23 protein-coding genes are annotated in these 24,320 nt (G+C 40.9%); 15 read left to right on the top strand and 8 right to left on the bottom strand.

Annotated elements, in window-relative coordinates:
- Positions 1-1,419, bottom strand: coding sequence for a sensor histidine kinase (locus FAZ15_RS18405; protein ID WP_136902776.1), 1,419 nt, complete (start codon positions 1,417-1,419; stop codon positions 1-3).
- Between the two features lie 315 nt (positions 1,420-1,734).
- Here FAZ15_RS18405 and FAZ15_RS18400 point away from each other — a divergent pair, with 315 nt between their 5' ends.
- Both FAZ15_RS18400 and FAZ15_RS18395 read left to right on the top strand, forming a co-directional pair.
- On the top strand, positions 1,735-2,199 hold the full coding sequence (locus tag FAZ15_RS18400) for a PD-(D/E)XK nuclease family transposase (protein WP_136902775.1): 465 nt from the start codon (positions 1,735-1,737) through the stop codon (positions 2,197-2,199).
- Positions 2,193-2,696 (top strand): PD-(D/E)XK nuclease family transposase, encoded by a 504-nt coding sequence (locus FAZ15_RS18395; protein WP_162305004.1) that lies wholly within the window; start codon positions 2,193-2,195, stop codon positions 2,694-2,696. Before FAZ15_RS18400 ends, FAZ15_RS18395 begins: the two co-directional genes overlap by 7 nt.
- Positions 2,697-3,032: 336 nt before the next feature.
- Here FAZ15_RS18395 and FAZ15_RS18390 read toward each other — a convergent pair whose 3' ends face one another.
- Positions 3,033-3,614, bottom strand: a complete 582-nt coding sequence (locus FAZ15_RS18390) for a YdeI/OmpD-associated family protein (RefSeq protein WP_136902773.1) — start codon at positions 3,612-3,614, stop codon at positions 3,033-3,035.
- Between the two features lie 337 nt (positions 3,615-3,951).
- Here FAZ15_RS18390 and FAZ15_RS18385 point away from each other — a divergent pair, with 337 nt between their 5' ends.
- Positions 3,952-4,536 carry a hypothetical protein gene (locus tag FAZ15_RS18385; RefSeq protein ID WP_136902772.1) on the top strand — a complete coding sequence of 195 codons (585 nt, stop codon included), beginning with the start codon at positions 3,952-3,954 and terminating at the stop codon, positions 4,534-4,536.
- A gap of 278 nt (positions 4,537-4,814) precedes the next feature.
- On the opposite strand, the gene FAZ15_RS18380 is transcribed toward FAZ15_RS18385, so the two are convergent.
- Complete coding sequence (locus FAZ15_RS18380; protein WP_136902771.1) at positions 4,815-6,275, bottom strand: FAD-binding oxidoreductase; 1,461 nt, start codon at positions 6,273-6,275, stop codon at positions 4,815-4,817.
- 127 nt (positions 6,276-6,402) lie between these two features.
- Between FAZ15_RS18380 and FAZ15_RS18375 the strand changes: the two genes are divergently transcribed.
- Positions 6,403-7,065: an AAA family ATPase gene (locus FAZ15_RS18375; protein WP_136902770.1), complete on the top strand. Its 663-nt coding sequence runs from the start codon at positions 6,403-6,405 to the stop codon at positions 7,063-7,065.
- A 179-nt stretch (positions 7,066-7,244) separates the two neighbouring features.
- Here the strand turns inward: FAZ15_RS18375 and FAZ15_RS22580 are convergent, their stop codons facing one another.
- The 4 genes from FAZ15_RS22580 to FAZ15_RS18355 all read right to left on the bottom strand — a co-directional run bounded on the left by FAZ15_RS22580 (position 7,245) and on the right by FAZ15_RS18355 (position 9,453).
- Entirely contained in the window at positions 7,245-7,484 is a 240-nt protein-coding gene (locus FAZ15_RS22580; protein WP_238387309.1) for a JAB domain-containing protein, read from the bottom strand.
- Between the two features lie 151 nt (positions 7,485-7,635).
- A complete protein-coding gene (locus tag FAZ15_RS18365) occupies positions 7,636-8,433 on the bottom strand; it encodes an SGNH/GDSL hydrolase family protein (RefSeq protein WP_136902769.1) in 798 nt (265 codons plus the stop codon).
- A 109-nt stretch (positions 8,434-8,542) separates the two neighbouring features.
- Positions 8,543-8,755: a winged helix-turn-helix transcriptional regulator gene (locus FAZ15_RS18360; RefSeq protein ID WP_262709319.1), complete on the bottom strand. Its 213-nt coding sequence runs from the start codon at positions 8,753-8,755 to the stop codon at positions 8,543-8,545.
- Between the two features lie 317 nt (positions 8,756-9,072).
- The gene (locus FAZ15_RS18355; protein WP_136902768.1) at positions 9,073-9,453 is read right to left on the bottom strand and encodes a hypothetical protein; all 381 of its coding nucleotides are present in this window, start codon (positions 9,451-9,453) and stop codon (positions 9,073-9,075) included.
- 526 nt (positions 9,454-9,979) lie between these two features.
- On the opposite strand from FAZ15_RS18355, the gene FAZ15_RS18350 reads away from it, so the two are divergent.
- From FAZ15_RS18350 to FAZ15_RS18330, 5 genes are all read left to right on the top strand, one after another.
- Positions 9,980-11,206, top strand: a complete 1,227-nt coding sequence (locus tag FAZ15_RS18350) for an ATP-binding protein (RefSeq protein WP_136902767.1) — start codon at positions 9,980-9,982, stop codon at positions 11,204-11,206.
- A gap of 155 nt (positions 11,207-11,361) precedes the next feature.
- The gene (locus FAZ15_RS18345) at positions 11,362-11,883 is read left to right on the top strand and encodes a hypothetical protein (protein ID WP_136902766.1); all 522 of its coding nucleotides are present in this window, start codon (positions 11,362-11,364) and stop codon (positions 11,881-11,883) included.
- Between the two features lie 66 nt (positions 11,884-11,949).
- Positions 11,950-13,307, top strand: a protein-coding gene (locus tag FAZ15_RS18340; RefSeq protein WP_394343817.1) for an IS3 family transposase whose coding sequence is annotated in 2 segments (ribosomal slippage) — positions 11,950-12,285 and positions 12,288-13,307 — 1,356 coding nt in all. Because the reading frame shifts where the segments join, the coding sequence is not laid out codon by codon here.
- Positions 13,308-13,389: 82 nt separating this feature from the next.
- Positions 13,390-14,445, top strand: a complete 1,056-nt coding sequence (locus FAZ15_RS18335) for a sensor histidine kinase (RefSeq protein ID WP_136902765.1) — start codon at positions 13,390-13,392, stop codon at positions 14,443-14,445.
- A gap of 109 nt (positions 14,446-14,554) precedes the next feature.
- Positions 14,555-14,908: a helix-turn-helix domain-containing protein gene (locus tag FAZ15_RS18330; RefSeq protein WP_136902764.1), complete on the top strand. Its 354-nt coding sequence runs from the start codon at positions 14,555-14,557 to the stop codon at positions 14,906-14,908.
- A 126-nt stretch (positions 14,909-15,034) separates the two neighbouring features.
- Here the strand turns inward: FAZ15_RS18330 and FAZ15_RS18325 are convergent, their stop codons facing one another.
- Positions 15,035-15,451 carry a hypothetical protein gene (locus FAZ15_RS18325; RefSeq protein ID WP_136902763.1) on the bottom strand — a complete coding sequence of 139 codons (417 nt, stop codon included), beginning with the start codon at positions 15,449-15,451 and terminating at the stop codon, positions 15,035-15,037.
- Between the two features lie 257 nt (positions 15,452-15,708).
- On the opposite strand from FAZ15_RS18325, the gene FAZ15_RS18320 reads away from it, so the two are divergent.
- The 6 genes from FAZ15_RS18320 to FAZ15_RS18295 all read left to right on the top strand — a co-directional run bounded on the left by FAZ15_RS18320 (position 15,709) and on the right by FAZ15_RS18295 (position 24,311).
- On the top strand, positions 15,709-16,341 hold the full coding sequence (locus tag FAZ15_RS18320) for a fibronectin type III domain-containing protein (RefSeq protein ID WP_136902762.1): 633 nt from the start codon (positions 15,709-15,711) through the stop codon (positions 16,339-16,341).
- A gap of 527 nt (positions 16,342-16,868) precedes the next feature.
- Positions 16,869-18,281, top strand: coding sequence for an MFS transporter (locus FAZ15_RS18315; protein ID WP_136902761.1), 1,413 nt, complete (start codon positions 16,869-16,871; stop codon positions 18,279-18,281).
- Between the two features lie 29 nt (positions 18,282-18,310).
- Positions 18,311-19,459, top strand: coding sequence for an endo-1,4-beta-xylanase (locus FAZ15_RS18310; RefSeq protein WP_136902760.1), 1,149 nt, complete (start codon positions 18,311-18,313; stop codon positions 19,457-19,459).
- A 3-nt stretch (positions 19,460-19,462) separates the two neighbouring features.
- Positions 19,463-20,428: a glycoside hydrolase family 43 protein gene (locus FAZ15_RS18305; RefSeq protein WP_136902759.1), complete on the top strand. Its 966-nt coding sequence runs from the start codon at positions 19,463-19,465 to the stop codon at positions 20,426-20,428.
- A gap of 23 nt (positions 20,429-20,451) precedes the next feature.
- Entirely contained in the window at positions 20,452-22,500 is a 2,049-nt protein-coding gene (locus tag FAZ15_RS18300; protein ID WP_136902758.1) for an alpha-glucuronidase, read from the top strand.
- A gap of 47 nt (positions 22,501-22,547) precedes the next feature.
- Positions 22,548-24,311, top strand: a complete 1,764-nt coding sequence (locus FAZ15_RS18295) for a glycoside hydrolase family 43 protein (protein ID WP_238387308.1) — start codon at positions 22,548-22,550, stop codon at positions 24,309-24,311.
- Positions 24,312-24,320 lie beyond the last annotated feature (9 nt).

Below are 24,320 nucleotides of genomic sequence, written 5' to 3'. Positions count from 1 at the left end.
TTATTTCTTTTGTCCGATATACAGTGTTAAAAATATAAAAAATTCGGTATTTGTTTCTTCGATATGGAGCTGGTGATCATCGGAATAAAGTAAATCAAGCCTGCTTTTTACGTTTTCCAATCCAATTCCATGGTTATCCCTTTCAGGATCATTTTCTTGGTCTCTGTGGATACTGTTATATATACTCAGTTTCAAGACATCATTTTCGATAAACAGCTGTATCCGTATCCACGACAATTTATTCAGGCTGATACCATGCTTGAACGCATTCTCTACAAACGGTATTAGGAGCATAGGAGCGATATAGTGAGTGTCGAGCTGATCTTCCGGTAAATTTGTTGTAATCTGTATAGAGGGGAGGTCTGCTATTCTTAGTTTTTGCAGTTCAATGTATTCCTTGAGGTATTCAATTTCGCGAATTAGTAATATGCTATCCTGTTGATTTTCGTGTAGCATGAAACGCATCATGTCACCGAGTTTTTGAATACCCACCGCTGTTCTATCGGCATTCTCCCTTAAGGCAATGCCATATAGCGTATTCATCGCGTTAAACAGAAAATGAGGGTTGATCTGAGACTGCAGAAGTTTTAGATCCGAGGAAGTTTGTCCAAGTTCTTTTCGTAGCCCAACGATCTGCTTTTGCTGTTTTTGTTGATGATAGTAAAATATGTAAATGATAGGTGTAAGTATCGTCCCTAATAGCATGCAAAAAAATATGTTAAAACCATTGAACGACGGATACCTTTTAGCGCTAAATCCATCGAGCATTATTTCCATTAAGCTGGAAAAAAATACGATACATAGAAGATTAACCAGTATGGACAGTACGATATGGATAGCTTTTGGCGTTTCATTTTTATCCAGATAAGGCAAGAGATAATAATGATGAATAGCAAATAACGTGTAGCAAAAGGGAATAGTGAAGCCCGTTAAAACAGCAATATATTCATTCACCTGAAAAACCGGTATAAGGATAGCAATACCTACAGCTTGAGAAATGAGCAATTCTCTAGAAGTCTTTATTAATAAAGATTCCTTATTGGCGGTAGCGCTTAGCATTTTTATAACGGCTTTTATAGCCGTGTACGTTAGTATTCCTAATAAAACGATAGCACTTAGCACAAAGGGTGGTATTATCTGATTTAGGGGAACCGGGTACCACTGTTGTACCCCGAGGTGGATAAGTGCTTCGGTGACGAAGATAATTGCTATCCAAACAATCCATTTATACATTTTATGTATGGAAAAGAAGACGGGATAGATATATAATATGTAAAAACCTGAAATTACATACACGGTAAGTGTGTGAAGTTGATAAGCCAGCTGCTTGTAGCCCCCGTCGTTGTTGTGCGCTATGGTAATTAATAGAAACAAATAGACGCTACTGATTATGAAAAATTCTATCCAACGTGATTTCATACTTTATTAGGATTATTATGTAAATGATTCTGCAAGGATAATCAGAATACTAAACTAGTAAAATAAAATGTGATGAAGCTTACCTTTGGTGTGACGAATATAGCGCTAAGTTATCTAGCTTCATTTAAACCGAATATCTATCGGACTCCTATAGTCTCGTTGTACTATATTTACACTTTTTAAATCCGTAGTTATAATATAGCCGTTTTCAAACGCTTATAAACGACTATAGTCGTTTATAATACAGCTAATATTTTTAGTTTTTTAGATGTTTGCTTTATCATTTATTCATGTTAACGTAAACACTATTTAATTATGAAAGAGCTAGAAAATCCCGTATTCATTGACCCTACTACCGATGAGGGGTTCAAATGGTTATTTGGCGATAAGATTAATCTTATCAATTTTCTCAATATCATCTTCCGGAGCCTTAAGGTCATTGTCGATCTCACCTACCGTGATACCGAGCGGGTCGGGGCAGCAGAAGATATCGGTACGGTTATCTTCGATCTGATGGTCGAGACCAGTACGGGGCAGGAGATCATTATCGAGATGCAGACCAGCCGGCATTCGAATCTCAAGAAGCGGATGCTATACTATGCGAGCAAGGTTATTTCGGACAAAGTGCCCCATGGCGACCGCAGAGGCTGGGCATACTCCCTTCCCGAAGTGTACACCATTGTACTGATGGACGGTTTCCATATGCCCGATAGCAGCAGTAGGGGTCATTTACACGATATCTGCCTGTGCGATAGAGACTCGGGAGAAATATTTTGCTGAATGCGTTTGATTTATATGGCCAGCAAGAGTCTTTCGTTGAAATTGCCAAATATGCAAATTCAACTCAAGAGTTTTACGAAGGATTAGGGTTTATTTACATGGAACTCATTAACTTTGTAAAAGGCGAAGCAGAGTTGGAAAGCGAGCTGGACAAGGTATTCTTTATGCTCAAGAATATGTCCAGGTTAAAGAAGCTACCCCGGATACTAAATTCGGGCGTTTTCCAGCGGTTTTTCCAGCTGGCGAGCTACGCAAAATTGACAAAGGAGGAGCGATATATGTATGATATCAGTTTAAAGCGCAAATGGGACGCGGAAGCCGTTCGACAGGCGCACGAGGAAGATAGGCAGGAGTTATTGGCGAAGCAGCAAGCACTGGAGGTGCAAAGGCAAGCTCTAGAGGCGGAACGACAGGCCTTAGAGCAAAGTAAGCAAGCATTACAGCAAAAGCAGCAGGCATTAGAGGAGGCGCATGCGTCTAATTTAGTCCAGGCTTAAAAGGAGGCACTTTCTGAAGGCCTTGCCGAAGGCGAGCGTAAAAAGGCTATAGAATCTGCTCGAACAATGTTAAGCAAAGGCTATGACAGACAGGAAATTTGTGATCTTCTGGGCCTTACTATCGAGGAGGTCGGGAACTTAAAATAGTTTTTAAGTGTCTCGGGGAAATCCGCTGCTGAGCTAGCTATGTCCTTAAAATTATATAAGCGTTCTGAGTCAGGACGCTTTTTTTGTGCCCAAAACTTGAAATTGTTAGGAAGTTACTTATCGTAGCTTGAGTCTACGACGAGAGTATAATTCGCATTGTATCGATAAGTATGTGCCTTTTCTATTTTTCTATCGCAAATGTTTCGGTCTAAGACTTTGTTCAGCACTCTCTATTATTTCATTAATACGTTTTTGTCTTGTTTCTGTTGTTTTAGCAAACACAAGCCAGGTCAAAATTATCTTTCTTACCGACTTACTTAAATTCAAAAAGAAATCTTTTGCATTAGGTTTGTTAGCAAATGCTGCATCCAAGTCTGCCGGAATAATTAACTCTTCAACTTCATCCAAGAATTTCCAAGAGCCATTTTGTTTTGCAGTTTCAATGCTTCTTAATCCTGCTTCAGTCATTAAGCCTTGTTCTATCAGTTTTCCTACTTTTTCTTTATTGATTTTCGACCAAGTGCTTATCGGTTTTCGTTTGCTGAAAAACTGATGTGCCGTTTCTTCGTCTATTTTTACTTTCTTACTGTCTATCCAACCAAAGCACAAAGCAATATTTACAGCTTCACTCCAAGTGATTGATTTTAACTCTGATTTTTTGTTATAAAAAACAAGCCAAACAGCCTGTTTTGAAACATGATTTTTTTCTAACCACTTTCTCCATGCTGTTAGGCTTTTTGGATAAAATATTTCTATTTCTTTTTTCTCCATACCGAATTTGTGTTTTTCCCCGACGCCCAAGGGTCGAATGATGTCTTTTGCATTTATTTATTCTTAAACTATTTGTCATTATTGACATTGCAAAAGTATAATGGCCGTATGACAGCCCTATGTCAGGGGGGCAACTTAGTGCCGAGCTCAAAGAAGTTAAACCGACCGATTACAATATCAATTTTTTTTAATACGATTGTAATTCATGATTTTTATCTAACTTTAGATAAGCTGACCGATTAAACTATTAGATCATTGATGGATAAGACAGTAAGTTTATCTGACATATTTATATAGAAGTACAGTAAAATATTTTTTATATCCGCCTTCAATTCCAATGAAAAAATACGATATATATATAAGTAAGTACTATCCGCCATTTATCTACCCTTATTCGGAAGGATACGATGAATGTCCAGAGTCAATTGACCGAGATACAAAGGTCATCCTTTCTAAAAAGAATTATAGAAAAGAGTTTGCCAGCTTATTTCTCAGAATAAAAGAGATCGCATTTGAACATAACTATACTGTTAAGGATGAAACCATGCTTTTTAGTGGTGATCGTTGTGTGACGTATTCATTTACAGAAAAAAGCCAACATGTTGAAAAAGTTGCAGTTCGCAAAGAGGCTAATCTTGTATTTTGTATATCGATTTTGGAACGTTTTTATTGTGTATATAATAAGGAAATTGAATACTATTATGCAGATGATGGGAAATTTTTGGGACAAATTACATCAGAACCAAGTGATAAATTTACTAGGGAAGAACGAGAACTGGCCGAGGAAATGGAGAAATTAATTTTAGAAATGAGATATGAAAAAATAGAATTTTCTACACTGCATTATGTTTTGGAAAGCTACAAAGCATTTGGAAAAGCGGAGTTTACTTTATTTCACGGTTTATTTAAAGATGATTTCTAATGAGTTTACAATTGGTTATGATGAACTGAGAAGATACACAGCAATCCAAGCAAAAAAGGTTTCAAATTTAAATCCACAAGGACAGCTGTTTAAATAAGTTTTTCCAACACCCGGACCTGTAAATCGTCAGTAAAATTTGGACATAATTCATAGGACAATACTAAATCTTTTATAGCTTGTCGTATGATTTGGGATTTTGTCATTTGTCAATATGTAAAGTCTTATAAAGTAGCAGCTAACAGTAAGTGATGTAAGTCGCCAGATGTTAGTGGTTGTTTTTATTTGTAGTGTTCATAAAACTTATTATTGAACAATTCGGTCGGATCGTATTTCAGTTTTAATTGAAAAAACGTGTCGGCGTTTGGATAAGATTTTCTCATTTTGTCTTTGTCAATGTGTAAACGATAAGGCAAATAAAATGTTCCTTCGTTTTTTAGTGCGACTTCTACAAGTTGGCTTGTCAATTTTTTCATTTCTGCTTCTTGTTTGTCTGTTTTCTTTTGGTTGAACAAGATTACAAAACCAAATACATTTTCTCTTGCGTAGTTCAAATAACTGTCATTGTCTTGATGAACACCCCGAATGGTTATGTTTAGCAAGTCTATTTTTGAGTTTCTCAAAATTGGTTTCATATCCGAAATGAATTGATTAAAATTCCTTTCAGGAATAAAATATTCTTGAAGTAAGTCGGTTGAAGAAGTGTCTTTATTTTCAATTAGTGACACGTGGCCGCTTAAAAGTTCATTTCTTGAATAAATTTCGTTTTTAAAAACTTTATTCATTCCTGTTTCCAAATCCCAACGAAGACGTTTTCCATATTCGCTGTTCACACTTCCTCGAAACACCAATCTTTGTGTTTCGGTGCTTTTCCCATTTTGTAGAATAGGTATAGCTGCATCAACTTTTTCAAAGAAATTTAATGTTGCTTCTTCTAAAAAATGTTTGTTTGAAATCCGTAATCTACCAAATACGAGATTTACATTTGGATTTTCTGAAATGTATTTTTTGTAATATTTTACGTAATTGCCAGGACTTAAACGAATGTATTTGTATTGCAAGGCTTCGTTTTCTACAACTTTTAATTTTATGTCTAAAACAACGCCAAATAATCCGTAGCCTCCAATTACTAATTTGAAAAGTTCTTGATTTTCTTGTCTGCTACAATTGATAATTTCGCCATTCCCTTTCATTAAAGTGAAAGAAATTACACTTGAGGAAATTGGCGGTAAATCTTTTTGCCAACCGTGTCCGTTTACACTTATTGAACCGCCTATTGAAAATGAACTGAATGCTTGCATTATGGAAATTGATTTTCCATATTTGTTTAAATACTTTAAAGCATCTTCCCATAAAGCACCAGAACCAATGGTTAAAATATTGTTTATGGTGTCAAGTTCCATCTGCTTGTAAGGAAGCATATTCAACACAATTCCGTTTGGATAAATAGTGTGTCCACCCATACTGTGTCTTGCACCAGCAATAGAAATTTTTAGATTATTTTCTTTTGCATATTTGAGTGCTTTTTTGAGTTGAATTTCAATCTCTTTTTTGTCTGTTGGAACTTGGATAATAGTGTCAATTTTGGTTAAGTTCAGTTGACTTGCATCATTTGTATAACCTTTTGGTATTTCGATACTTATTTCCCTTTCATTCCATTTGGTTTTTAAAATGTGAAAAATTGGAATAGATAGAAATACAATTATTATTAAAATTCCGATAATCCAAAAATATTTTTTCATCTATCTCCTAATTTTTCAAGTTTTTCAAATATGACCGATTACAACTGTATTACCGAAATAAATATAGTGAAACTTACTATTATATAATCTTAATTCATCCTTATCTTTACGTTTAATTTATCGATCCATGATTTATATCAGCCAGATACGGAATAACAGACCCACAGCTGAGCGGAATAGTTATCCCTATAATATTCCGTCTATCGCCAAGCTTGATGAATTGAGCTTACGGAACCCCGTTACATTTATCATCGGTGAAAACGGTTCCGGCAAATCAACGTTGGTCGAATCCATCGCGATCAATGCCGGGTTCAATGCGGAAGGAGGGAGCCGTAATTTCAATTTTAGCACACAGGATTCACATTCCGTACTGTTTGAAGATATTCAGCTCATACGTACAGGGTATCGGAATAAAGACGGCTACTTTTTAAGAGCAGAGAGCTTCTATAATGTAGCCACAGCGGTAGATAACTATTCGGCTCAGGATAGTTATGGCGGATCCCTTCATGAGCGTTCGCACGGGGAGAGTTTCCTTGCACTTCTGCATAACAGACTGTATGGCAATGGGCTTTATATCTTTGATGAGCCGGAGTCTGCACTGTCGGTCGTCAGCCAGATGAATATGCTCACGCGGATCCGGGAACTGGTTAACGCCAGGTCACAATTTATCATCGCTACGCACTCGCCGATCCTGCTGGCTTATCCCGATGCCGACATCTATCAGGTTACGGAAGATGGATTACAGCATGTGCTCTATGAAGATACCGAGCAGTACAGATTAACCAAATAATTTATGAATAACTATAACCGCATGCTCCAGGAACTGGGGCTGTAGCACATGATATCTGCCTGTGCTATAGAGACTCGGGGGAAATATTTTGCTGAATGCGTTTGTTTTTATATGGCCAGCAAGAGTATTTCGTTGAAATTACCAAATATGCAAATTCAACTCAAGAGTTTTACGAAGGATTAGGATTTATTTACATGGAACTCGCTAGTTAGGATAACATGGTCTAATAACCGTATGTTCAGAAACCCACAGATAGCTGAAATTTCTTTTGTTAGTATTTTGTCAAACCTGCATGGTTCTAATGTTCCTGTCGGATGGTTGTGTGCAATCGCTATTCCTATTGCATTTGATAACAATGCGCAGTAATAAAATTGATAGTTTATATGGATTGATAAGAATGGACACAGGACAAAGTCCACGCGCCAGCGATTAGCATTATACCGGCGACAACAGCGGAGAATTGTCGTCCGACCCTAATGTGTCGCTCGAACTGAAGCGGGTTCAATTGCGACTGCTTGACAGGATTGAGAATGAAGTGAGCAGTCTGCCCGCACATAGGACCTTGTCCGACTAGCTGTATATTTTTAGAAATTTCAGGCGTTTACTTACTTGTGTAATCCACTCTCTGGCCATTAATTCATGCCCGGGCACTGTAGGATGGATACCGTCCCATATCCAGTACGTATCTGGTGCCTTTTTTCTTGCCTCTTCAAACACCCGCTGAAAATCGACGACTACAGCATCAAATTCTACGGCGAGATTTCGCACCCTGTCACTTAGTTTGGCGACCATGGGCTGATAAGAATTCCAATGTTCCTTGATCTTTCCAACTGGCGCTAAAAATGGTAAGCCTAGTACAATTAGGGTATTGGGATCGTGTTTATGCACTTGCTCTAACAAATTACGGTAGCAATCCTCAAATGCCTGAACGTAAATTTCTTTTGCTTCTGCAGGAGGGTTCTCTACGAACTTGGCTGCATCATTTATACCAATTAAAATACTTAGTACGTCAGGATGCAGGTCAAGGCAATCTGTTTGCCAGCGGCTTTGCAATTGAGTAATCGTGTTGCCGCTGATTCCTCTGTTGTAAAATAGCAAATCACTTGACGGAAAATCTGCGCCCCAGCGACTTGAAATCGAAAATGCATATCCGTGACCCATGATATGATTAGGATCGGCATTTCTTCCGCGCTTCCCGTCGGTGATCGAGTCTCCTTGAAATAAAATGGTCATGCCCTTTGCCTGTTTCTCTAAACAGGTCGCATCTTTGACGTCCGATGATTTAGCTATTTGAAGTGGTAGGCCGCCAGCGACTGCAGCTATAGCCGCCGAACGCAGAAAGGAACGTCTGGATGAGTTTTTTGTCATTGCAATGTTTATTATACATGTTTCGAGCAAGCAAGTTACATTAGCGATATTAAAATCGCAAGCGGTGATCAGATTTACATTAGGTAGTCTTTCACATCTGTCGAAATGTTTACTTTTTTAACACCTCCTGCCGATGTTTTATTTCCCACTCTTTTAGTGCATCAATGATAGGTATCAACGTATTTGCATAAGGTGTCCATCTGTAAGTGATTTTTACCGGGTAATCATTGGTCACAATCCGCTGAATGAGCTTATGTTGCTCCAAATCCTTCAATTCCTTGGCCATGGCCTTTGGCGTAATTCCGGGTATACTATCTTGAATATCGCCAACTCATTTGCGTTACCTTAACTCTGGATTCTTCTGTATTGGATACTATAGTATCATATATAGACAGGTGGGCATTGGTATTGAAAATAAAAGGGTTCACCACTGATACCGCAAGTATTGGTTCTATGTACTGAAAACTGAATTGAATTTCCAGGTAAGGATGGCAGATCGAAATCAATTATCAAACCGGCATTTCCTGTTGGATGATGCCAGGTGAAATAGTAAGCTCCTCCATCATACGGGCTGGGAGTGGGGTCTTCCCACAGGTTCTGTGATGTAACATGTTAGTCGAAATTATTTAATTTAAGGAGTTATTCAAATTTCAAATAATCCAATTCCATGGGCACAGATCCGGCATCGACGTTGTCGGGGAGTACCTCGATGCGACCGCTGAATGTAATGCCCCTTGATTCCCCTTCTGCCATCTGGAATTCACGTGGCATGTTACATACCGTGATTGGCAAAAGTCCTTGTGATGTTGTGAATATGATAAAAATAGGCTCAGGTAACGGTCCTGTCGGTAGTGAGTCCGTAAAATGGAGCGTTCCATGCATGTTTTTTAAGATTTTTGTTCGGTCGTACAAGTCACATTTTTCCGTGAATATGATGTCGGAGGGAATTTTTTCCTTTTCACAGGAAAGCAATCCAAATAGCACCAAAATCGGAAGGAACTTATTTATTCTGTATGTCATAATATATTGTTTTTAATTGTCAACCAAGGTTTATCAAAGGTGGTGATGACAAGTTGTTCAGCTAAAATGCAAAGCTCCTAATATCAATATAACGAAGGTAAAGAGAATAACGATACAACAATTATATCACTGCCATTGAAATTAATTGCTGTTTTTCCTTGTATTGGGGTGAAATTCATCTATATTCTCTGAGGCGGATTACACCGTTTTAGGCGTAAAGAGAGCGGGGCATTATCTTATCTCTATTTCAACAGGAATGTAACGGGAAGATGCTACTGCTAAACCCCAGCACCACTTACCAGAGAAGCACCCTGACGACCACCAGTTTTTAATGTAGAAATAGACCTATATAATCTTCCAGGAGTTGTTCCATAGTTGATCAGTATATCAGTTAATCATCAAAACTTGTATTTTATGTAAATTGTGATAATTATTTCCGTTGGTTTCTGTTTTTATAACTTCTTTAAAAATTATCAAAACCTGTAACTTATGCAGGTTTTGATAATTTACTTTATATCTTTGCCTTATGGCAAGATACACCAACAGAAAGCAATATATAGACAAATTGCTGTCGTACAAAGACAAAGATCTCATAAAAGTAGTGAGCGGTTTGCGTAGGTCGGGAAAATCTACTCTTTTGGAATTATACCGTGAGCAGTTATTCAAACTTGGTGTTGGTAAACGTCAAGTTCAATTCTACAATTTTGAATTGCCCGAAAATTATTTGAACAAAAATTGGGACGACATTTATTTCGAAATCAAAAACAAACTGCAAGCCGACAAACCCAACTATGTATTTTTAGACGAAGTGCAAAACATTCCGCTTTTTGAAAAATTGGTGGACGGACTTTTTGTAACCGAAAATGTTGATGTTTACATCACAGGATCAAATGCATTTTTGCTTTCGAGCGAATTAGCTACTTTGTTGAGTGGTCGCTATATAGAAATTTCTATTTTACCCTTTTCGTTCAAAGAATACTTAACGGCAAGAGATATTGATATATCCAATAAATACCTCAATTACGAAGCCTTTTGTTTTGATTATATCAATGAAACATCTTTACCTAAAGGGGTTGAATTACGTGAAGAAGGCTTTGACAAAATTTACGAATATTTAGAAGCCATTTACACCACCATTGTTGAAAAAGATATTACCCAACGTCATCAGATTAACGACAAACGAGCTTTCGGGAACATTGTTAAATTCGTGGCTTCAAATATCGGAAATCCGCTTTCGCCTGGTAATATCGCAAAGACTTTGAAACAGGACGGACAAAGCACACACCACAGCACCGTGGAAAAGTATCTGGAATACCTAACAGCAAGTTTTGTGTTTTATAAAGTAAACCGTTTCGACCTGAAAGGAAAGAAACAATTAGCCACACAAGAAAAATACTATTTAGTTGATGCAGGTTTGCTCAATGTTTTGACAGGCAAAGAACGTACGACCGACAGAGGACATATTTTAGAAAACATCGTTTATCTAGAGCTGTTACGCAGAGGAAATAAAATCTGGATAGGCACAGCCCGTAATGCCGAAGTAGATTTTGTTTGCAAAACCCGAACAGGCGATATAGAATATTATCAGGTAGCTTGGGAAATGTCCAGCGAAAAGACTGTAGAACGTGAATTTGGTTCATTGGAGAAAATCAATGACAACTATCCGAAATATTTACTTACCACCGATTCATTTACACAAGATCGTAACGGTGTAAAGCACCTGAATGTATTTAATTGGTTGCTTGAATTATAAATAATAAAATACAATGAATTCCTATCTTGAAGCAAAAAACTGTTAAATGTGGCAGCTGTTCGTTACTTTAGACGCTATTCACTCCGGGAGGAGGTCAAGATAATACTGAGAATACCCAAATTGAAGAAAATATAAAAAAAATTGATGGGTTTAAGATGATATATTCAAAACAAGAACTAGAAGGTTTTGTCGGCGAGGGTAAAGAAAGAGAAGTAGCTGTTTCAAGATACTTAAGTAAGATAATAAAAAATGAGGTAAAAAAAATATTCCCTCATGAATTAGAGTTCATTACAAGAATTTTACCACATATAAGTAAGGAGAAGTATGTTTATAAACCATTATACAATATTTATGAATTAGACTATTGTTCGGAAAGCTTGTTTAAATTGCTTATATTACGGTATTTGTTTAATTTAGATTTTTTACAACCTGTTTTTACTGGGACAACTTATCTTAAACGAGAGGAAATTGATCGAGACAAAGAGAAATTTCACGTTTTATTTGCGGACTGGGAACGTAAACTAAATGATAAGCCCTCCAACGATGTGTTCCTTCATGAGGTAAAGAAAGAATATTTTAGAAAAATAAAGCATTTAGACGATGAGTTTAAGCAGAATATATATACAGGTAGGTTTTGTTACGATAGAAAAATCGTCAAACATGTAAATCGTCAGTAAAATTTGGACATAATTCATTAAAAACTAAGAGAGTGTTTTCCTAAAAAAGATTTAACTTTAATCATCATGGGAAGACCGAAAAAAACAACCCCCGAAAATTTCATCAAGGATGTTCGTCGCAGTACACGCAGAATCTTTACAGCAGAGCAGAAACTTCTGATCGTGATGGAAGCTTTACGTGCAGAGAATTCTATTGCCGAGATCTGTCGTAAGCACAGTATTAACGAGTCGCAGTTCTACAAATGGAACAAGGAGTTTCTGGAGGCCGGAAAAAAGAGACTTGAAGGCGATGTTACCCGTGAGGCAACATCAGATGAGGTTGCCGAGCTCCGAAAAGAAAATGCCAGACTCAAAGAAATGGTTGCCGACCTGGTTCTGCGCTATGATATCGTAAAAAAAAGCTTGGATCTGCTGGATTAACGGATAAATACAAAAAGTATATGCGATTATCAGCGGGAGAAAAAATGGAGATTATAGATGCTGTTACCCGATCGGAGCTTGGTGTGAAGCGTACTTTAACTGAATTTGGTATTCCTAAAAGTACATTTTATAGCTGGTATGACCGTTACCTCGAAAACGGCTATGAAGGGCTAGAGCTGAAAAATAGGGACTCCAAACAACAGTGGAACAGCATTCCTGAGCAGATTAAAGAATTCGTTGTCGAGGCCGCCCTGGATAAGGTTGATTTATCAGCACGTGAGTTAGCCCATTACATTACAGACGAACATCAGATTTTTATTTCTGAATCTTCTGTCTATAGAATCCTTAAAAGCAAAGGGCTGATCAGTGCTCCAAGCCATATTCTGATCAGTGCATCCAATGAATTCAAGGATAAGACCAGTTTTGTACATGAAATGTGGCAGACAGACTTTACCTATTTTAGAATAAAAGGCTGGGGTGATTATTATTTAAGCACCATATTAGACGACTACAGCCGCTACATTGTACATTGGGAACTTTGTACATCAATGAAGCATGAGGATGTGATACGTAGTGTGGACATGGCAATAGAAAAGGCACAATTAAAGACAAAGGTTAAGCCTAAATTATTGTCAGATAACGGATCGTGCTATATCTCCAAGGAACTTGGAAAATACCTGACCCAAGAACTGGAAATGAAACAGGTCCATGGCAGACCTGCGCATCCACAGACTCAAGGGAAAATTGAAAGATATCACAGAACAATGAAAAATGTGGTCAAATTGAACAATTATTATTCGCCAGAAGAGCTAAAAGAAGCTCTGGAAGAGTTTGTAGAAAGATACAACAACGAACGCTACCATGAGGCCTTAAATAACCTAACGCCAGCTGACGTATACTATGGCCGTGGAGATCTTATATTAAAACAGAGAGAACGCCTAAAAAAACTGGCCATTATTAACAGAAAAACAGAATATTTAAAACAAAAATTAATAGATTTATAAAACCAAAACACTCCTTAGGCATTTGTCCCAATTAGTTTGAAGACATACACGAATATCTCCGCAGAACTAAACTGCTCGGCGAATGATAGAACCGACTATGCGTAATCTCTGGAAAAGAAAGGTGGTTAGCTTGCTGCTCTACCTTGTGGCACTTGGGATTCATGTCTTTAACGTAATACCTTTTATGGTCCGGGGCTGGAAGGAGTTCTTAACACTGTTGGGGTTTCACATAGGCACCTATCTAGTGACCCGCTACGGCGTGTGTCCGTTTATTGACCGCAAGACCAAACGGAAATTGGAATGGGGACTGCTGCTGTACTTACTCGTCTTTGTAGGGGATGTTTTATTAATGGCATTACTAAGTCTGGCATCCGGTGCCATGGAATTTGACGGATGGAACACGCTACATGTGGAGAATTTTTGGGCAGTGGTACTAACGTTGATCGGGCCAATATTATTGGGTGGCCTGTTTTTTGCAAATCGGCGTCATGTTATCCTCAAACTGGAACGTGATAGGGAAAAACGAGAATTTGATAAACTTACGGCTGAGGTTAATCTACTGCTGCATAAGCTAGGGCAATACCGGTTGCCGACCCATACTTTATTCGCTACGCTTACCATTATTATGTATCTTTCGCGCAAAGATCCCGCAATAGCCAGAAGTGCAATTCTACTCTTGGGCGAGATTACGCGTTTTTACCTGATTTATAACGAGGAGACGTACATCAGCCTTGCGCAGGAACGCGAACCGCTTGACAAGCTCCTGAAAATTTATAAACTGCGGTTTGGTGAGGAGGCTGAGCTCCTCATAAAGATCGATGAACGTGTGCCAGCGACGACCAAGATACCGCCCGGTCTATTAGTCAATCTTGCGGAAGGCATTTCTAAGCATGGTCTGCTTACGGATCCTTCATGTCCTGCGGAGCTCTGGATCGAGCGCCTGTCGAGTGGTGCGTTACGTATTAAGAGTAAAAATGCAATTGCCGACCCCGACGCCTCAGAAGATAACCCTAAGCGTGGTCAGCTGACCCGATTGGGCGAAACGATCCATTTTCTACACCCCGAAAATCGCATACATGTTTGGACAGAAGGGCATGTTTTTTATGTGGAAATTTGGCTCTATGAGGTTTTTTGTTAATTTAGGGTTATTATAAACCCAACTATCTACTTAAGGAAACCCATATTATTATCGCGAACTTGGTCGGGATTCCTGTGTTTGTTAGGAGGATGGTCCTAAATCAAAGACCATGATTAAATCTCTCTTAATTTTAATTGAGCATGTCGAACAGTGCCATACTGTCTTGACCGAAATATATAACGCATTAGATGTTCCTGTAAAACTTAATCGTAACCTGCCTGCTGTCGTCCCTCCACAAACCTCAGCTGAACGCGAAATATCATTTGCAGATGTCGAAGAGGGCGTGGTACTGCTGACCATAGATGATGCCTGCAATAGACTGGGCATCGTGCGGTCTACCCTGTTCACCTTACGGGAGGAGGGTAAAATCACCACCGTGAAGAAGGGAAGGGCGGTGCGCTTTCGCGAAAATGATGTCGAAAATATGCGAAACTGGTACAGTATTCCGAAGGGGAAAGTGTAAAAATTGGATATCATCAACCGTTAACCTAATATCAGTGAGTGCCGGTGTAATATAATTAATCTTCAAGGAGGTATCCCTAACGGTTAAGGCAATATCATTAAGCCTAACCGTAACATCATCTATACTTCAGGATGTATCCTCAACACTCAAGGTAATGTGCTTGGGTGCCGGGGATACATCATTGACGTTTAAGAATATGATTTCCGTGTTCAATGAAATATCAGTAGCAGTCGGAGAAATATCCGGAGATGTCAAGAAAATATCCTTAGCTATCAGGGCAATATCATCTACACTCAAGGATATAACATCAGGTCTCTCAGTAATATCCTTGACCGACAGGGAGGTTTCCCTAGGCTTCAAGAATACTTTCTTAGTGGCGGATGATGTTTCCCTGACTTTCAGGAATACTTTGTTAGCACTGGATGACGTATCCTTTACTTTCAGGGGTACTTTCTTAGCGCTGGATGTTGTTTCCTTTGTCGTGGAAGTGATGTCTTCCAGCGCTAATGATACTGGAAAAACCCACGATTTTGCGGTTAACATGTAATACTTGGCTCATCTTGGCTCATCTTGGCCAGCCCAGGGCCGACTTTGGCCAAATGTTCGTATAGCGTTTTCGTGCTAGCGATCTTCGGATATGAAAACGATAAACATACCCACTCGGGCGCCGCCCTCTACATTAGATCAGGTGAAGCTGTATGTCAAAACATGAGCTGTTTTGGACAACTTCACCACGCTTCATTTTTGCTATCTTCCGTAGGCAGAAAACATTACAGTTTAACATTTAAAAACAAATTATCATGAGAATAGAAAGAGTTGTCTCAAATTACGAAAAGCTGTCGGACGATGAACTGGCAGCCTTAGCGGGAAAAATTTTAGGTGCATTGACAGATAATGCAAATTTTCCCGATCCCATTCCCGCATTGGCGGATTTAACGACGGTGGTAAATGACTACCGCTCCAAACACGAAATCGCCATACGCGGCGGTAGCGTGCTCGACATTCGGATCAAGAATGAAAGTAGAAAATTGCTGCTGTATCAACTGGGCCAGCTGGCACACTATGTGAATACCACTTCGGTAGGCAACCTGGCCGTGTTGACGAGTTCGGCTATGATTTTGGCCAAACAGCCGACCAGCAAACGTGCGCCTTATACCGTCGAACGGATAATTTTAAAGGACGGTAACCTCAGCGGACAGATGCGGGTAGACTTTACAGCACAGAAAGCTATCTGGGAGTATGAAATCCAGGTCGGTGAATGGCCAAGTGGTGCAACGGAGATCGAATGGGGAGATTCATACTTTACAACAACATCCCGCGGAAATATCATTGCACCGCTAGTGCCCGCGACAAAGTACTACGTGAGGGTACGTGCACGAAATGGAAAGGGTACAAGCGATTGGACCGAACCGGTATCAATGATTGTAAGATAGGGGTTAGTGACTGGTGACTGGTGACCGGTGATTGGTTGCTGGTGATTGGTTGCTGGTTACTAGGGGTTAGAGACTAGAAATCAGGATCACAGTGCTCGTCTTTGCGAGAAGCATAGCGACGCGGCAATCTAGTAAAGTAATTAACGAAAGACTGCTTCGTCGTCCTGGTTCTCTTCGTACAGTTCTTGTTCAGAAGATGGCGGTAGCCTAAGCCTGGCTATGTCGTCATATGACATAGCTAGGTCACCGTTTATTTGCGCCAAAATCAACCAAAAGCTTCATTTGACGTACTGTTGTAAACATTTTTACCTCTTTATAAAACATTTGTATCACCCTCGACAATCAACTCTTACTACCTTTACCACTGTACAATACGACCGCGAATGGAGCGTGTATAATATTATAAACAACGATTATAAACAAATCAATTTTTTAGTATATGCTAGTTAAGCGTTTTACAGAGCGAATGGAAATAAGTTGCATATCCTAAAAATTAGCAAATCATACCAATAGACGACCTATTTATAATGAACGCAAAAACACAATTAGTCAGAGAATCAAAAGGGTTCTATAAACTTTCGCAATTCCAACGAATCGGGTTTGGATCGGGAGATCTGGCACAAAACCTGATTTACCAGACGGTTTCCATGTATCTCCTTATTTTCTATACGAATGTATTTGGCATATCTGCTGCTGCTGCTGGCGTAATGTTCCTGGTGGTGCGTATCGTGGATGTTATTTGGGATCCGATTGTGGGAGCTTTTGTCGATAAAAGCAGTCCGAAAATGGGTAAATATCGATCGTACTTGATTCTAGGGGGGATCCCACTGACTGGCTTTGCAGTCCTCTGTTTCTGGAACGGCTTCACGGGTTCTCTCGCCTATGCCTACATTACCTACGTAGGCCTGTCGATGCTCTATACGCTGATCAACGTACCATATGGCGCGCTTAACGCGTCACTGACGCGCGATACCGACGAAATTACAAAGCTGACCTCAACCCGGATGTTTATGGCCAATCTTGGAGGCTTGGCCGTCGGCTATGGCGTCCCTATCGTGGTGCAATACTTTTCGCCGGATGGTAAAATCAATTCTGCAGCATCAGGGCAGGCATGGTTCATCACGATGACGATCTACGCGATAATAGGCCTGTTTCTGTTGATATTTTGTTATACGCAGACCAAAGAGCGTGTCGTGATGGATGAGAAAGAGACGGAAAACGTGAAGGTGTCAGATCTGTGGACGGAATTTAAACATAATGGGCCACTACGTGTGCTGGCTTTCTTTTTTATTACGGCTTTTGCCATGATGGCAATCGGAAATTCGGCGGGATCCTATTATATGATCTATAATGTTCAGGCTCCCGAGATGTTGCCCTACTTTATGGCATTGGGATCTATCCCTGCTTTCATTTTTATGCCGTTGGTTCCTGCTATCAAACGGGCTATTGGCAAGAAACAAATGTTCTATGTATTTCTTACCATCGCCGTTATAGGAATGGCAATGCTATATATTATCTCTATAGTGCCTTCTTTACGGTCGCAGATATGGTTGGTTTTTGTCGCGCAGTTTGTCAAGTCCACAGGTATTATCGTCGCAACGGGCTACATGTGGGCCTTGGTTCCAGAGGTTATTTCCTACGGCGAGCATGCTACGGGAAAACGTATATCCGGTATTGTGAATGCGCTGACGGGTATTTTCTATAAGGCCGGAATGGCCTTAGGGGGTGTCGTGCCGGGTCTCGTACTGGCCTACGTCGGGTTTGATAACGATAATGCGATTAGCCAATCGGCTTTTGCAGAGCAGGGCATTTTGTGGCTGGTCGCTATTATTCCTGCTCTGCTGTTGATCGTTGCCATGTTCATTATTTCCCGATATGAACTGGATGATGAAGTCATCGATAAGATCAATCACGAAATAGAATCTAGACACGAATATTAAAATTAAGTAAAAACGGAAAAACTTAAACAATGAATATAGCAAAGACAATTTTGTTAGCCGCAATAGCTGCATTAGCCACCGCATGTAGCACTACACAGTCGCAGGTAAATGGTTCAAAGGACAATCCCGCTGTACTGAAGGATGCATTTGAGGATAAATTTTATATGGGTACGGCACTGAATCTGGATCAGATCAGAGGCCGGAATGCCGCGGCTGTATCGGTGGTGAAGAAACAGTTTAACGCTGTTGTCGCCGAGAACTGTATGAAAAGTATGTATCTGCAACCACGCGAAGGTGAGTTTTATTTCAACGATGCAGATCAATTCGTTGAATTCGGAGAGAGCAACAACATGCACATCGTCGGACATACCCTCATATGGCATTCCCAGGCGCCGAACTGGTTTTTTAAGGATGGTGATGGTAACGATGTTTCGAAGGAGGTCCTGGTAGCGCGTATGCGCAATCATATTACGACAGTGGTCTCCCGCTATAAAGGACGGATCAAAGGGTGGGATGTCGTCAATGAAGCCATTCTTGACAATGGTGAATGGCGTGAAAGTAAATTTTATAAGATCATTGGTAAGGATTTTATTAAGCTTGCTTTCGAGTTTGCACATGCTGCAGATCCCGATGCCGAACTGTACTATAATGATTATTCCACAGCGGTACCTTCCAAGCGGGAGGGTATTGTGAACATGGTAAAGAATTTGCAGGCACAGGGGGTAAAGATCCATGGAATCGGTATGCAGGAACACCACCAACTGGACAACCCCAGCGTGGAGGAGGTAGAAAAAACAATACTGGCTTTTGCTGGCCTGGGGGTTCACGTGATGGTGACAGAAATGGATATTACGGTACTCCCGCCGCCTAGCCGCCATATCACCGCCGAGGTAAGCGAAAATTTTGCCTATAACAAGGAAATGAATCCCTATGTGGATAGCCTACCGGCAAACAAAGCTAGGGAACTGGATGAAAGATACCGTGAGTTCTTTGCGCTGTATCTTAAACATCAGGACAAAATCAGCCGGGTTACCTTGTGGGGTGTAGGCGATGGCGATTCTTGGCGCAATGGATGGCCCATGCGGGGCAGAACCGATTATCCGTTACTTTTTGACCGACAATATAAACCTAAGCCTGTAGTTGGGGAGCTTATTAAAATGGCCATGCAAAACGACTGAACGATGAAAAACGCAAGATATTTGTATCCCAGTGATTTTATGGCAGATCCTTCTGCCCACGTATTTGAAGGTAAAATCTATATTTATCCCTCGCACGACTGGGAAAGCGGAATCGCTGAAAATGATAATGGAGATCATTTTAATATGAAGGACTACCATGTCTTTTCAATGGAAGACATTGGGGGCGAAGTAACCGATCATGGTCAGGTGCTTTCGATAGCGGATATTCCCTGGGGCGGAAGGCAGCTTTGGGATTCGGATGTAGCCCATAAGGATGGGAAATACTATATGTATTTTTCGTTAAAGGACAAGACCGATATCTTTCGTCTAGGCGTGGCGGTCAGTGATACACCCTACGGTCCATTTGTGCCACAGGACAACCCGATCAAAGGGAGTTATAGTATTGACCCCTGTGCATTTGAAGATGAGGACGGAACCCATTACCTGTATTTCGGAGGTATATGGGGTGGTCAACTCCAATTTTACAGAGATAATAAGATTGTGCCTGGATCCAATCTTCCGCATTTCCATGAGCAAGCCTTATCGGCTAAAGTCGTGCGTTTAACTGAAGATATGTTGGAGTTTGACGAGGAACCGAGGGAATTGCTGATCTTGGATGAAAATGGAAATCCGCTGACACAGGGCGATACCGAACGTCGCTTTTTCGAGGCTTCATGGATGCATAAATACAAGGGTAAATACTATTTTTCGTATTCTACGGGCGACACACACTTGTTGTGTTACGCTATAGGGGATAATCCCTACGGTCCATTTACATACCAGGGGGTCATATTAACGCCGGTAGTGGGGTGGACAACGCACCACAGTTTTGTAGAATACAACGGAAAATGGTACCTTTTTCACCACGATGCTGTTCCGTCTAATGGTAAGACCTGGTTAAGGAGTATGAAAGTGGTGGAACTGTACTATAACGAGGATGGCACAATAAAGACCATTGCGGGGCAATAGCCCAATAGGATAAAAATAAAATTATGTTTACCAATAAACCACGATTTTTTGCTTGCTTTATTTTCCTGTTACCCATTTTTCTGCTAGCGGAAGATGGTAGTTTATTATGGCTCCGATACGATCCCGTCACCGCGGCACAGGCGGCCGGGCGACATATTATTGTGGCGAAGCCTATGGGTGCTATCGTTCAGGTTGCTAAGACGGAGTTGGATACCTATTGGCGTGGTCCAACGGTAGACCTGGTACTGGATAAGAAAATGAAGCACCTGAATGAGGGTTATCAGCTGAAATGGAAAAAAGACCATTTACAGGTGGTAGCGTATAAAGATAGAGGCTTGCTGTATGGTGCTTACCATTTACTGCGTCTGCAACAGGAAGGACGGGATTTACAGGGAATCGACCTCACGGAAATTCCAGATTATGATGTACGCATCCTCAATCACTGGGACAACTTAGACGGTACCGTAGAGCGTGGATACGCTGGGCGTTCTCTTTGGAAATGGGACGAACTTCCGACAGCTATTTCACCGCGATATGCGGCATATGCGCGCTCCAATGCTTCTATCGGAATCAATGCGGTCGTGCTCAATAACGTAAATGCATCTCCGGATATATTACGGCCGGACTATTTGTTGAAAGTTAAGGCTTTGGCGGATGTGTTTCGTCTCTATGGTATTCAGGTGTACCTGTCGATCAATTTTTCATCACCAAAAGTAATAGGAGGAGTCCACGACTCAGATCCACTCAACCCCGAGGTTCGTGCCTGGTGGAAGGCTAAGGTGCGGGAAATTTATAAGTCTATACCCGATTTTGGTGGTTTTCTGGTAAAAGCGAATTCCGAAGGCCAACCCGGTCCACAGGATTACAACCGCACGCATGCAGATGGTGCCAATATGCTTGCGGATGCATTAGCTCCCTATAACGGTCTGGTTATGTGGCGCGCTTTTGTATATAACCCCACAAATGAGGACCGGGCCAAGCAAGCATATTTAGAATTTGTACCTCTGGATGGCGCATTCCGTGATAATGTCATTATACAGATAAAAAATGGTCCTATCGATTTCCAACCCCGGGAACCATTCACGCCACTCTTCGGCGCGATGAAAGAAACAACGCAGATGATCGAATTCCAGATTACACAGGAGTACCTTGGCTTTTCGAATCATTTGGTATACCTCGCACCGTTATTTAAGGAAACGTTGGATAGCGACACGTATGCCAGCGGAAAGGGGAGTACGATAGCTAAATTGACAGACGGTACGCTCCGCACTGCAAAGCGAACAGCGATTGCTGCCGTGGCGAATATCGGGGAAGACAGCAATTGGACCGGGCACAATTTTGCGCAGGCCAATTGGTATGCATTCGGACGATTGGCATGGAATCACAGCCTTACTTCCGACCAAATTGCATCCGAATGGATCCGGTCGACATTCACCCCGCACGAAGAATTTGTACAACCGATCAAACAAATGATGCTGGAGTCGCGCGAAGCTGCAGTGAATTACATGATGCCTTTGGGACTGCACCATATCTTCGCCTTTGATCACCATTACGGGCCTGAGCCTTGGGGCGATCGTCAAGGGGGAAGGCCAGATTGGATGCCATGGTATTATCACAATGCGAATAGTGCAGGTCTCGGATTTGACCGATCAGCCACTGGAAGTAACGCCGTGTCCCAGTATTTCGCACCGCTGGATCGTATCTATGGCGATCTTGAAACCTGCCCAGAGAATTTTTTGCTTTGGTTCCATCATGTGCCCTGGTCTTATCAGATGAAAAATGGACGTAGCATGTGGGCCGAATTATGTTATAAATACGATGAAGGAGTGCAACAGGTACGGGCGTTTCAACAGATCTGGGATAAGCTGGAAAGCCATGTCGACAGTCAGCGGTTTGCAGATGTACAGTCGAAACTCAAGATCCAGGCGAAGGACGCGGTATGGTGGAAGGACGCCTGCCTGCTTTATTTTCAGACGTTCTCCGAACAACCTATTCCGTATGCTATCGAAAGACCCATACACGAACTGGAAGACCTCAAGAAAATTAAATTAAAGTTAAAACACCATAATTAAATCCTGACGCGCTAACCTATTCGAATAACGTAAAATCACAACCAAAAATGAAGCAAAAAAAGACAACCAAGATAGCAGGAGACATAGGAATATGGAGCCTAATGGCTTGCGCATTATTTGTTTCTTGCCATGGCTTGAAATCAAATGATGCAGACAGTACACGTCCTGCTGAAGGGCAACCGGTATTCAGTAACTTTGAATACAGCGGAAACGATAAGATATATGATGAAAACCCGCTCACAGGGGGAGAGTTTTACAGCCCTATTTTACAAGGCTGTTACCCCGATCCGAGTATTACGCGAAAGGGTGATGACTATTATTTAGTAAATTCATCTTTTGTGATGTTTCCGGGTGTGCCTATTTTCCATTCGAAAGATCTCGTAAATTGGAAACAGATCGGGCATGTACTTGATCGGGAATCACAGTTGAAAGTCGGAACAGCAGGTATTAGTGAGGGGATATATGCTCCAGACATTATGTACAACCCATACAACGACACTTTTTACATGATCACGACACAGATCGCTTCTGGGATTGGTAATATGGTCGTTAAAACAAAGGATCCGCAAAAAGGAAACTGGACAGACCCCATAAAACTGAACTTTGGAGGTATTGATCCTGCGCTGTTCTTTGATGATGACGGCAAAGCGTATGTCGTACATAACGATGCCCCTGATGAAGGGAAAGAGCTTTATCAAGGGCACCGCGTCATTAAAATATGGGAGTATGATGTGGAAAAGGATCAAATAATTGCAGGTACGAGTAAAATTATCGTGGACGGAGGGGTTGATATTACGAAAAAACCCATTTGGATCGAAGCACCACATGTTTATAAGAAAAATGGGAAGTACTACTTAATGTGTGCCGAAGGTGGCACCGGGGGCAATCACAGTGAAGTGGTTTTTTCCAGTACCAATCCTATGGGGCCATATGTCCCTGCGAAGACGAATCCTATTCTTTCGCAACGTCATTTGGATAAAAGCAGACCAAACCCCGTAGAGTGGGCCGGGCATGCCGATTTGGTGCAAACTCCAGAAGGGGAGTGGTATGGGGTCTTTCTGGCGGTTAGACCCAACGAAAAAAAACGGGTTAACACGGGACGTGAGACCTTTATCTTACCGGTAGATTGGTCGGACGAATGGCCTGTATTTGAAGGTGGGATGGAACCACTGAAACCGTCTATCCATATGCCTAAAGGTGCAAAGAACGAAATGAATACAGGGGCATATTTTGAGAATGGCAACTTTACGTTTATAGATAAATTTGAAGGAAAAGGTTTGGATTTGCGTTGGATTGCACTGCGCGGACCTCGTGACAAGTTTGTTGTGGAGGGTAAGGCGGGACTGATCATTAAGCCATTTGAAGTAAGTATAAGGGAACAAAAACCGATTTCAGCACTTTTCTATCGGCAGCAACATATGGTATTTACGACCGAGGTAGAGATGAACTATACGCCAAGGTCCGAAAGCGATTTGGCTGGTATTACTTGCCTGCAAAGTGAAGCATTCAATTATGTATTTGGCGTGACCAAATCTGGTAACGACTATTACTTGGTATTAGAACGCACGGAAAAAGGAAGTGCGCAAGTAGTAGCGAAGGAGAAGCTCACCGAATCTGGTAAAATTAGATTACGTGTTCACGCAGAAGGCGATAATTATCAGTTTTCCTATGCTTCAATCGATTCGGATTATAAAAATATAGGTGGAACTGTATCGGGTGATATCCTTTCTACGGATATTGCCGGCGGATTTACAGGATCGATGATTGGCTTGTATAGCACGTCCGCAAATGATGTAAAGCTGCTTCATTAAGTTATTTAA

Source organism: Sphingobacterium olei (assembly GCF_005048855.1).
GTDB lineage: Bacteria > Bacteroidota > Bacteroidia > Sphingobacteriales > Sphingobacteriaceae > Sphingobacterium > Sphingobacterium olei.
This window is presented reverse-complemented; position numbering and strand designations above follow the sequence as displayed.

Bases quoted from the DNA above. Each gene is read 5' to 3' on its own strand.
- FAZ15_RS18330 (WP_136902764.1), top strand. From the start codon at position 14,555: ATGATTAAATCTCTCTTAATTTTAATTGAGCATGTCGAACAGTGCCAT.
- FAZ15_RS18350 (WP_136902767.1), top strand. From the start codon at position 9,980: ATGGCAAGATACACCAACAGAAAGCAATATATAGACAAATTGCTGTCG.
- FAZ15_RS18295 (WP_238387308.1), top strand. From the start codon at position 22,548: ATGAAGCAAAAAAAGACAACCAAGATAGCAGGAGACATAGGAATATGG.
- FAZ15_RS18325 (WP_136902763.1), bottom strand. From the start codon at position 15,451: ATGTTAACCGCAAAATCGTGGGTTTTTCCAGTATCATTAGCGCTGGAA.
- FAZ15_RS18365 (WP_136902769.1), bottom strand. From the start codon at position 8,433: ATGACAAAAAACTCATCCAGACGTTCCTTTCTGCGTTCGGCGGCTATA.
- FAZ15_RS18390 (WP_136902773.1), bottom strand. From the start codon at position 3,614: ATGGAGAAAAAAGAAATAGAAATATTTTATCCAAAAAGCCTAACAGCA.
- FAZ15_RS18310 (WP_136902760.1), top strand. From the start codon at position 18,311: ATGAATATAGCAAAGACAATTTTGTTAGCCGCAATAGCTGCATTAGCC.
- FAZ15_RS18320 (WP_136902762.1), top strand. From the start codon at position 15,709: ATGAGAATAGAAAGAGTTGTCTCAAATTACGAAAAGCTGTCGGACGAT.
- FAZ15_RS18345 (WP_136902766.1), top strand. From the start codon at position 11,362: ATGATATATTCAAAACAAGAACTAGAAGGTTTTGTCGGCGAGGGTAAA.
- FAZ15_RS18380 (WP_136902771.1), bottom strand. From the start codon at position 6,275: ATGAAAAAATATTTTTGGATTATCGGAATTTTAATAATAATTGTATTT.
- FAZ15_RS18355 (WP_136902768.1), bottom strand. From the start codon at position 9,453: ATGACATACAGAATAAATAAGTTCCTTCCGATTTTGGTGCTATTTGGA.
- FAZ15_RS18405 (WP_136902776.1), bottom strand. From the start codon at position 1,419: ATGAAATCACGTTGGATAGAATTTTTCATAATCAGTAGCGTCTATTTG.
- FAZ15_RS18385 (WP_136902772.1), top strand. From the start codon at position 3,952: ATGAAAAAATACGATATATATATAAGTAAGTACTATCCGCCATTTATC.
- FAZ15_RS18400 (WP_136902775.1), top strand. From the start codon at position 1,735: ATGAAAGAGCTAGAAAATCCCGTATTCATTGACCCTACTACCGATGAG.
- FAZ15_RS18305 (WP_136902759.1), top strand. From the start codon at position 19,463: ATGAAAAACGCAAGATATTTGTATCCCAGTGATTTTATGGCAGATCCT.
- FAZ15_RS18335 (WP_136902765.1), top strand. From the start codon at position 13,390: ATGATAGAACCGACTATGCGTAATCTCTGGAAAAGAAAGGTGGTTAGC.
- FAZ15_RS18300 (WP_136902758.1), top strand. From the start codon at position 20,452: ATGTTTACCAATAAACCACGATTTTTTGCTTGCTTTATTTTCCTGTTA.
- FAZ15_RS18375 (WP_136902770.1), top strand. From the start codon at position 6,403: ATGATTTATATCAGCCAGATACGGAATAACAGACCCACAGCTGAGCGG.
- FAZ15_RS18315 (WP_136902761.1), top strand. From the start codon at position 16,869: ATGAACGCAAAAACACAATTAGTCAGAGAATCAAAAGGGTTCTATAAA.